The organism is Myxococcus sp. RHSTA-1-4, from assembly GCF_020037125.1.
GTDB lineage: Bacteria > Myxococcota > Myxococcia > Myxococcales > Myxococcaceae > Myxococcus.
The window spans coordinates 1-10865 of the sequence record NZ_JAIQDG010000072.1 but is presented as its reverse complement, the minus strand read 5'-3'; the positions used below and the strand labels follow the sequence as shown (position 1 = coordinate 10865).

Here is a 10865-nt window from a genome sequence, read left to right as displayed (position 1 = left end):
CCAGTCCACCAGCACCTGCCTCCGTTCCGTGTCGGACAGCAGCGACGCGGAGGCCAGCGGGGCCTCGGGCCGGGAGATGAGGGCTTCCACCAGCGTGCGGAAGTGCTCCGCCAGGCGCCGCGCGGTGGCGCCCTCGAACAGGCCGGTGTTGTAGCTCAGCGCGCCCCGGTAGCCCTCGGGCGACTTCGTGAGGTTGAGCTCCAGCTCGAACTTGATGGTGGGGTGCTCCACCTCGAGCGGCTGCATCTCCATCCCCGGCACCTGGAGCGAGGGCAGGGACAGGTTCTGGAGGGCGAAGATCGCCTGGAACAGCGGGCTGCGGCTCATGTCGCGCTCCGGCTGCAGCTCCTCCACCAGCCGCTCGAAGGGCACGTCCTGGTGCGCATAGGCGCCCAGGGCCGTCTCCTTCACCTGCCGGAGCAGCTGGAGGAACGAAGACCGGCCGTCCACCCGGGTCCGCATCACCAGCGTGTTGACGAAGAAGCCGATGAGGCCCTCCAGCTCCCGGCTCCGGCGGCCGGCGATGGGCGAGCCGACGGAGATGTCCTGCTGGCCGGAGTAGCGCGACAGCAGCACCTGGAAGGCCGCCAGCAGCGGCATGAAGGGCGTGAGGCCCTCCCGCTGGCAGAGTGCGTCGAGCCGCTCGGACGTGACGCGCGAGAGCGCCACGGGGACGTGCGCGCCGTGGAAGGTCCGCACCTGCGGGCGGGGCTTGTCGTTGGGCAGCTCCAGGGGGGACAGGCCGGAGAGGTGCTCGCGCCACCAGCCGAGCTGCTCGTCGAGCACCGCCCCCCGCAGCCACCCGCGCTGCCAGACGGCGTAGTCCGCGTACTGGATGGGCAGCGGCGGCAGGGGCGAGGGCTGGCCCTGGGCGCAGGCGTCGTAGAGCGCGGCCACCTCACGGATGAGCACGCCCAGCGACCAGCCGTCGGAGACGATGTGGTGCATGTTGAGGGCGAGCACGTGCTCGGTGGGGCCGAGCTTCAGCAACCGGGCGCGCACCAGGGGGCCGGTGGCGAGGTTGAAGGGCCGCGACACTTCCTCCCGCAGGCGGCGCTCCAGCTCCGCGCGGGCGGCCTGGGACTCCAGTCCGCCGAGGTCCTCGACTTCCAGCGGCAGCGCGGCCCCGGGCGCGATGACCTGCACGGGCTGCTCGCCCTGCTGGATGAACGTGGTGCGCAGGGTCTCATGGCGCCCCACCAGCGCGTCCAGGGCGCGGCGCAGGGCGTCCACGTCGAGCGGCCCCTCCAGGCGCACGAAGGACGGCATGTTGTAGGTGGCGCTCCCTGGCTCGAGCTGCTCGAGCAGCCACAGGCGCTGCTGCGCGAAGGACAGCGGCAGCGGTCCGGTGCGTGGCACGGGGGCGATGTCGGGGACCTGGTGGCCCCGCGCGGACTCGCCGGTCCGTGCGAGGTGGGCTGCGAGCGTCTCGACGGTGGGCGACTCGAAGAGCGTCCGCAGTGGCAGCTCCACGCCCAGGGACGCGCGCAGGTGCGATGCCACCCGGGTGGCGAGCAGCGAGTGGCCGCCGAGGGCGAAGAAGTTGTCGGTGGCGCTCACGCGCGGCACGCCCAGCACCGTCGCGAAGGCCTCCGCCACCTTCTCCTCATGCGGCGTGCGAGGTGCGATGAAGGGCGCGTCGCCACGCAGGCTCTCCGCGTCCGGCGCGGGCAGGGCCTTGCGGTCCACCTTGGCGTTGGCGGTGAGGGGCAGGGCGTCCATTCGCACCAGGACGGATGGCACCATGTACTCGGGCAGTCGCGTCGCCAGGAACGCGCGCAGTTCGGAGAGGTCCAGCCGGGAGGCCGGGGCGGTTTCCGCCGGCTCTCCCGCACGGGGCCGCGGCACGGGCACCACGTAGGCCACCAGTCGCTTGTCGCCAGGGACGTCCTCACGCACCAGGGCCACGGCCTGGCTCACGTCAGGGAAGGCCCGCAGGGCCACTTCCACCTCGGCCAGCTCGATGCGGAAGCCACGCACCTTCACCTGCGTGTCGGCGCGGCCCACGAAGTCCAGCACCCCGTCCGCGCGCCAGCGGACCCGGTCGCCCGTGCGGTAGAGGCGGGCACCCGGCAGGCCGGAGAACGCATCGGGGATGAACTTCTCCGCGGTGAGCTCGGGCCTGCCAAGGTAGCCACGGGCCAGGCCGTCGCCGCCGATGAACAGCTCGCCGGTGACCCCCACGGGCACGGGCTGGCCGTGCGCGTCCAGCACGTACACACGGGTGCAACCAATGGGCTTGCCGATGGGGACGGAGATGCCCACCTGCTCGGGCCGGGTGACCGGGTAGGAGGTGGCGAAGACCGTCGTCTCGGTGGGGCCGTAGCAGGCGGAGACGGGGAGGTGCAGCGCCTCCACCGCGCGGCGCACGTGTGCCGGGGACACCACATCGCCACCCGTCATGACGTGCTTCACCGAGGTGAGCCCCGGCGGCGGGTTGTCCACCAGTTGCGTGAACAGGCCGGCGGTGGCCCACAGGGTGGTGACACCGGAGGACTGGATGACGTGGCCCAGTTCCTCCAGAGAGGGCACCTGGGGCGGCATCACCACCAGGCGAGCGCCGTGAAGGAGCGCACCCCAGATTTCGAAGGTGGAGGCGTCGAAGGAGATGGGAGCGAAGTGGAGGAGGGCCTCCTCGGGGCCGAAGCGCGCGTAGTCCACTCCGATGAGGGTGCGCAGCACGCCCCGGTGCGGAGTGCCAACGCCCTTGGGCCTGCCGGTGGAGCCGGAGGTGAAGTCGACGTAGGCCAGCGAGTCGGGCAGGGCGGAGGGAGGTGGCGCGTGCGTAGGCTCGGAGGAGAGCGCGGCCTCGTCCAGCAGTACGGTGGAGAGGCCCTCGGCGGGCAGCTTCGGCAACAGCGCCCGTGTGGTGACGAGCACCCGGGGAGAGGTGTCCTCCACCATGCCCGCCAGACGCTCGCGGGGGTAGCTCGGGTCCAGGGGGACGTAGGCGCCGCCGGCCTTGAGGATGGCGACGAGGGAGACAATGAGCTCCAGCGAGCGCTCCACCGAGATGGCCACGCACGCGTCGGTGGTGACGCCCCGTGCGCGCAGGTGCCAGGCGAGCTGATTGGAGCGCTCATCGAGCTGGCGGTAGGAGAGCTTGGAGCCCGCGAGCTCGACGGCGATGTTGTCGGGGAAGCGTGCCACCACCTGGGAGAAGACCTCGGGCAGGGTGGCGTCGCGCGGGTACTCGGAGGCGGTGGCGCTCCACTCCTCCAGCACCTGCTTCCGCTCCGCTTCGGACAGGAGGGACAGCTCACCCAGCCGCGCCTCGGGCCGGGCCACCAGCGCTTCCACCGCCAGGGCCCAGTGCTTCAGCAGCCGCTCCAGGCGGCCCGGCTCGAAGCGCGCCGTGTCGAACGCCAGGCGCAGCTCCATCCTCGGGCCGGGGACGATGATGGCCACCAGCGGCATGTCCGTCTGCTCCAGCGCGCTGACGTCCCGGATGCCCAGCTCGGCGCGGGCCGACTTCACGGCCGCGTCGACGGGGTAGTTCTCGAAGACGAACAGCGACTGGAACAGCGGGGCGCCCCGGGGCACTTCGCTCCAGCCCTGGATGCGCACCAGCGGCGCATGCTCGTGGTGGCGCTGCTCGCCCTGCTGCGCGTGGAGCCCCTTCAGCCACGCGAGCACCCGGGCCTCCTCTTCCACTCGGGTGCGCACGGGCAGCGTGTTGATGAACAGGCCCACCGCGCGGTCGATGCCCGGCAGCTCGGCGGAGCGGCCGGAGCCGGTGGCTCCGAAGACGACGTCGTCCTCACCCGTGTGGCGCGAGAGCACCAGCGCCCAGGCGGCCTGTACCACGGCGTTGGGCGTGAGCTGGTGCTGGCGGACGAAGGACTGGAGCGCCGAGGTGGCCTCGGCGGACAGCGGCGCGCGCAGCTCCGCGCGCGATTGGACGGCCCTGGCGCGCTCGGGAAGCAGGCCGGGCAGCGGCGTGGGGGCGGTGAAGCCGCGCAGCGCCTGGCGCCAGTACGCCTCCGTGCGCTCCAGCGGCTGGCGCCGGAGCCAGGCGACGTAGTCGCGGAAGGCCAGGGCCTCGCCCTGCTGGGGCGCGCGGCCGGCGCGAAGCTCCTCGTAGGACGAGAACAGCCCCTGGAGGAGCAGGCCCAGGCTCCAGCCGTCCATCAGCAGGTGGTGGTGCGTCCAGAGGACGCGGTGGACGTGCTCGTCCAGGCGCACCACCGTCAGGCGCGTGAGCGGAGCCCGCAGCGGGTCGAACCCGCGTGCGCGGTCCCCGGCGCTCAGCGCTTCGAAGCGCGCCTGCTGCTCGCTTTCGGGCACGCCCCGCCAGTCGTGCTCCTCCCAGGGCAGGGCCACGCTCGGGTGGACCACCTGCAACGGTTCCTCGAGTCCGTCCCAGACGAAGGAGGTGCGCAGCAGCGGGTGGCGCGCGACGGCGGCCTCCCACGCGCGCCGGAAGACGTCGAGGTCCACCGTGCCGCCGAACGTCCAGGCGAGCTGTGAGACGTAGACGCCCGAGCCGGGCTCCGCCAGCGTGTGGAAGAGCATGCCCTGCTGGAGCGGCGACAGCGGATACAGGTCCTCCACGGCGAGGCCCGCCGGCAGCACCCGGTCCAGCGCGGACTGCTCCAGCTTCGCCAGCGGGAAGTCGGACGGCGTGTAGCGGCGCGCATCCGCGGACGCGCGGCCGGAGATGAGCCGCCGCAGCGCGGACAGGCAGCGCTCGGCCAGCGCCTGGACTGTCTCCGCGCGGTGCACGGCCTCGCTGTACGTCCAGCCCAGCGTCAGCCGGCCCTCGAAGACATGGCCGTTGACCTCCAGCAGGTGGCCGCGCTCGCCCTCGGGACTCCACAGCGCGCCGGTGGGCTCGCGCGTGGGGGCGAAGGGCAGCGCCCCGGAAGCCTGGGAGCCGCCGACCTGGTCGAACTGGCCCAGGTAGTTGAAGAGCACCTGCGCCCGGGGGGCCTCGCGGAGCGCGCGCGCCTCCCCGTCGCCGGCGAGGTAGCGCAGCAGGCCGTGGCCGATGCCGCGACGGGGCAGCCGCCGCAGCGAGTCGCGCACCGCGCGCAGCCGGTCGCCCGGGGTGGAGGCGCCGGACACGTCCAGCACCACCGGGTAGGTGGCGGTGAACCAGCCCACGGTGCGGGACAGGTCCACGTCCTCGAAGAGGGCCTCGCGGCCGTGGCCTTCCAGCTCCACGCGCAGCTTCGGCTGGCCCGTCCACTGCGTCAGGCTGTCCGCCAGCGCGGCCAGCAGCACCTCATGGATTTGCGCGCGCCAGGCGGCGGGCGTCTCCTGCAACAGCAGGCGCGTCTCCTCCTCCTCCAGCGACACCTGCACCACGCGGGCGGAGGCCCGGGTGTTGGCCGCGCCGGGCAGGTCCACGGGGAGCGCGGGCACCTGCGCGCGGCCCTGCTCCAGCCAGTAGGGCAGCTCGCGCGCCAGCTCCTCGGAGCGGGCGTAGGCCTGGAGCCGCTCCGCCCAGTCCTTGAAGGACGTCGTCTTGGGCGGAAGCGCCGGCGTCTGGCCGCTCAGCAACTGCGAATAGGCGGTGGCCAGGTCCTCCAGCAGCGTGCGCCACGACACGCCGTCGATGGCGAGGTGGTGCACGGCCAGCAGCAGCCGAGGCGCGCGATTGGCGCCATGCTGGAACAGCGCGGCGCGAAGAAGCAGGCCCTCCGCCAGGTCGAAGCTCCCCTGGAGGCGCGTGGCCTCGGCCTCGGGCGTGGAGGACGGGTCCACCCGCACCAGCCGCACCGGCGCACCCAGGCCGGCGATTTCCTGCCGCCAGGCGCCGTCCTCCCCGCGCATGAGGCGCAGGCGCAGCGAGTCGTGGTGCGCGACCAGCGCTTGCAGCGCCTTCTCCAGGCACGGCACGTCCACGGCTCCTCGCGCGGCGAGGATGACGGCCTGGTTGTAGTGGTGCGGGAGGGCGGGCGGCTGCTCGAAGAAGGCGCGCTGGATGGGCGTCAGCGGCACGGGGCCCGTCACCAGACCCTGCTCGGCCCGGGTGTGGCCCTCGCTCTTCGCCACGCGCGCCAGGGCCTCCAGCGTCTGGTGCTGGAAGATGTGGTTGGCGGCCAGGTGCAGGCCCGCCTGACGGGCACGCGCGACGAGCTGGATGGAGAGGATGGAGTCGCCTCCCAGCTCGAAGAAGTTGTCGTGCAGGCCGACGCGGGGCACGCCCAGCAGCTCGGACCAGACGGCGGCCAGGGCCTTCTCCTGGGGCGTGCGTGGCTCGGCGAAGTCCCCGGCGTCGCGCTGCCGCGCCTCCGGTGCCGGCAGGGCCTTTCGGTCCACCTTGCCGTTGGGCGTCAGCGGCAGCGCCTTCAGCACCACCAGCGCCGCGGGCACCATGAACTCGGGCAGCCGCTCGGCGAGGAAGGCCCGCAGGCCCTGGGTGTCCGGCGCGGTGCCCTCGGCCTCCTCCGAGGCGGGCACGACGTACGCGACCAGCCGCGAGCCGGAAGGCCCGTCCGCGCGCACCACGGCCACGGCCTCGGCGACGGAGGGGTGGGCTCGCAGCGCGGACTCGACTTCACCTGGCTCGATGCGGAAGCCACGCAGCTTGACCTGGAAGTCGGTGCGGCCCAGGTAGTCCAGGGTGCCGTCGGCCTTCCAGCGCACGAGGTCGCCCGAGCGGTACAGGCGCGCGCCGGGCTCGCCGCTGAAGGCGTCCGGCACGAAGCGCTCGGCGGTGAGGTCCGGGCGGCGCAGGTAGCCGCGTGCCAGGCCCACGCCGCCGATGAACAGCTCCCCGGGGACACCGGCCGGCACCGGGCGCAGCTGCGCGTCGAGCACGTAGACGCGCACGTTGTGCAGCGGCTGGCCGATGGAGGGCTTCTGCCCGTCCGGCGCGCAGGGCGCCAGCGTGGCGCACACGGTGGCCTCGGTGGGGCCGTAGGCGTTGATGAAGCGGCGCCCCGGGGCCCACTTCGCCACCAGCTCGGCGGAGCACGCCTCGCCGGCGGAGACGAGGGTGCGCAATGCGTCCAGCCCCTCGGGCTCCAGCACGGCCAGCGCGGTGGGGGGCAGGGTGGCCACATGGACGTGCCTCGCGCGCAGCAAGGACTGGAGCGAGGGGCCGGGCAGCAGCTCCTCGCGCGAGGCCAGGCACAGCGTGGAGCCCGACAGCAGCGCGGTGAAGACCTCCCACGCCGTGGCGTCGAAGCTGGGCGAGGCGAACTGGAGCACGCGCGTGCCGGGGCCCAGGCCCTGTGTGGCCACCTGGCTCTGCACCAGGTTGGGCACACCCCGGTGCGTCACCATGACGCCCTTGGGACGGCCGGTGCTACCGGAGGTGTAGATGACGTAGGCGAGGTGTCCCGCCATCGCTCCCGACGCGGGAGGTGTCCGGGGCTGCCGCTCGAGCAGCGGCGCGTCCGCATCCATCATCACGAGCTGCTCACCACGCGAGGGCAGCTCGTCCGCCAGCGCCTCCGTGGTGACGACGACGGGGACGGCCGAGTCGGTGAGCATGTAGCCCAGGCGGTCGGCGGGATAGCTGGGGTCCATCGGGACGAAGGCGCCGCCGGCCTTGAGCACGCCGAGCATGGCGACGACGAGGTCGATGGAGCGCTCCAGGTGGAGCGCGACGAGCGTGTCGGTGCCGACGCCCAGCGAGCGCAGGTGATGCGCGAGCTGGTTGGCGCGCGCGTCCAGCTCGCGGTAGCTGAGGGACGTATCGCCCTGGAGGAGGGCCGTGGCGTCGGGCGTGCTCCGGGCCTGGGCCTCGAAGCGCTCGTGCACGGTGGCGCCGTCCGGAAAGGGCGCGGGCTTGCCGTTCCACTGCTCCAGCACGCGCTGGCGCTCGGCCCCATCCATCAGCGGCAGCTCGGACAGGCGCCGCTCCGGCGACGCGGCGATGCCCTCCAGCAGCGCCTGGAAGTGGCCCAGGAGCCGCGTCACCGTCGGCGCCTCGAAGAGGTCCGTACGGTAGAGCGCGACGAGGCGCAGGCCCTGCGGCAGCTCCGTGGCCAGCAGTGACAGGTCCACCTGGCTGGTGCCGCTGTCCACCGGCTGTGCTTCCAGCGTCAGCCCCGGCACCTGAAGCGGGGGCAGCGGCGCGTTCTGCAAGGTGAAGCTCACCTGGAACAGCGGCGAGGTGCTCAGCTTGCGCTCGGGCTGGAGCGCCTCCACCAGCTTCTCGAAGGGCACGTCCTGGTGCGCGAAGGCTCCCAGCGACGCCTCATGCACCCGTCCCATCAGCTCCAGGAAGGACGGGTCCCCGGACAGGTCCGTGCGAAGGGCGAGCGTGTTGACGAACAGGCCGATGAGGCCCTCCAGCTCGGAGCGGTTGCGGCCCGCGACGGGCGTGCCGACGACGACGTCCTCCTGGCGGCTGTAGCGCGACAGCAGCACCTGGTACGCGGCGAGCAGCAGCGTGAAGAGGGTGCGGCCCTCGCGGCGCGCCAGGTCCTTCAACGACTGGAGCAGCGCGGGAGGTAGCACCACCGTGAGGCGCGCGCCGCGCGTGCTTGCAATGGCCGGACGGGGCTTGTCCGTGGGCAGCTCCAGCACGGCGTTGGCGTCCAACCGCTGCCGCCAGTAGCCGAGCTGCGAGTCCAGCGTCTCGCCCCTCAGGAAGTCGCGCTGCCACGAGGCGAAGTCCGCGTACTGCATGGGCAGGGGCGGCAGGGACGAGGGCTGGCCCGCCGCGAGCGCGGGGTAGAGCGCGCCCAGTTCCTTCACCAGCACGCCCAGGGACCAGCCGTCGGAGACGATGTGGTGCACGTCGAGCAGCAGCAGGTGCTCGCGCTCACCCCAGCGGTACAGCACGGTGCGCAGCAGCGGGCCCTTCTCCACGTCGAAGGGGTGCTGCGCATCGGCCTGGAGGCGCCGCCACGCCTCTGCCTCGCGCTCGGCGGCGGGCGCGTCCCGCACGTCCACCACCGGCAGCGCGACCTCCATGGCCGGCGCGATGTGCTGGAGCACCTTTCCGTCCTGCTCGACGAAGAGGGTTCGCAGGGCTTCGTGGCGCTGCACCAGCGTCTGGAGGGCGCGGTGGAGGGCATTGACGTCCAGCTCGCCGGACAAGCGCACGGCGATGGGGACGTTGAAGACGGCGCTGCCAGGAGTCAGCCGTTCCTGGAACCACATCCGCTCCTGCGCGAAGGACACCGGTGCGCGACGGGACTGACGGCTCTTGTCGCGCAGCAGCTCGGCGAGCCGTGCACGCTTCTGTTCGGGAGTGAGCGCCATGAAGGTTCCTGCTCCCCGGAGGCGCACCGTCCGGTCACGACGAACTCCAACGGGGAGGTGGAAAAAACAGTGAGGAAGAAGTTCTCCGTGAGAGCGAGAATAGCCCCAGAATGCGGGATGCCCCTAATTCGGGGCCCGCGTTCGGAGCTGTGAGGCGCTCAGGCTCCGTCGGAATCCAGGGCCCGCAGCAGCGCGGTAAGCCGCTCCGCGACAGAGGCGAGGTGCGGCGGCCGCATCATCGAGAAGTGGTCTCCTGGCAGCTCCAGCACCCGCGGCTCCGTGTCGAGCCAGGCGCTCCATCCGAGGTCCACCGCAGGTGTGAGTCCGTCGATACTGGTGGTGGCCTTGAGCAGCACGACCGGGCCGGAGTATCGCCCCGGGACGTGGTTGCGCTGGGCCTCGCTGAGCCGCTGGAAGACGCGGAAGCGGCGCTCTGTCTCGTCCAGGTCCAGGCCGGGCGCTCCCGTGGGCAGGCGCCGGAGCTGCTCCACCAGCCACGCCAGCCGCTCCCGGCCGTCGAGCTGCTTCAGCTTCTCCACGTCCAGTGGGAGCGACCGCCAGGGCAGGTTGAGCAACTCGCCGAAGGTGGCGAGCTGCCCGAGGACGTCCGGCTCCGGAGTGGCCCGGGTGCCTGGCGCGTGGGTGTCGAGCATCACCAGCAGCTCCACCGTCTCACCCTCGGCCTGGAGCCTGCGGGCCAGCTCCTGGGCCACGAGCCCACCGAAGGACCACCCCCCCAGCCGGTAGGGGCCGTGAGGCCGCGCCGCGCGGAGCTGGGGGAGGTAGTGCGCGGCCAGGGCCTCGACGGAGGAGGGAGGTGGCTCCCCGTCGTCCAGTCCGGACGCACGGAAGGCGTAGAGGGGCTGGTCCGCGGGGAGCCGCCGGGCCAGCTCAGCGTAGGCGTCCACGCCACCGCCGCCGCCATGGACGAGGAACAGCGGCCGGCGCGCCTCCTGGCCCCGCTTGAGGCGCACCAGGTTGGAGGCGGACGCGGGAGCCTCCCGCCGCGCGTCCAGGGCTCCGGCCAGGGCCGCGACGGTGGGGTGCTGGACGAGGGTGGCCAACGGCACGGGCCTCCCGAGGGCCTTCTGGAGCCGGGAGACCAGTCGTGTCGCGAGCAGGGAGTGGCCGCCCAGCTCGAAGAAGTTGTCCTCGGCGCCCACGCGCTCCAGGCCGAGCGTCTCGGCCCACACCGTCGCCAGGGTCTCCTCGGTGGGCGTGCGCGGTGCGACGTATTGATTGCCGGACGTCAGGTCCGGAGCGGGCAGGGCCCCGCGGTCCACCTTGCCGTTGGGCGTGAGGGGCAGCGCATCCAGGCGGACCAGTGCGGAGGGCACCATGTATTCAGGCAGCCGCTGCTGGAGGAAGGCGCGCAGGGCGGCCATGTCCAGGGACTCCGGGGCCGCGACGTAACCGACGAGGCGCTTGTCGCCGGGCCGGTCCTCACGCACGAGGACGGCGGCTCCGTACACCTCGGGGTGGCTGGCCAGGGTGGACTGCACCTCACCCAGCTCGATGCGGAAGCCGCGCAGCTTCACCTGGAAGTCGGCACGGCCCTGGTACTCCAGCGTGCCGTCCGTCTTCCATCGCACCAGGTCACCCGTGCGGTACAGCCGCGCGCCGGGCACGCCGCTGAAGGCGTCTGGCACGAAGCGCTCGGCGGTCAGCTCCGGGCGGCCCAGGTAGCCTCGCGCCAC

The 10865-nt window shown here is 72.8% G+C and carries 2 protein-coding genes; both read right to left on the bottom strand.

All coding sequences use genetic code 11. The annotated features are described in order from the left end of the window. The coding region (locus K8638_RS43765) for a non-ribosomal peptide synthetase (RefSeq protein WP_223760739.1) at positions 1–9168 on the bottom strand (9168 nt) is incomplete at its 3' end. A gap of 158 nt (positions 9169–9326) precedes the next feature. Next, the coding region (locus K8638_RS43760; protein WP_223760738.1) for an alpha/beta fold hydrolase at positions 9327–10865 on the bottom strand (1539 nt) is incomplete at its 5' end.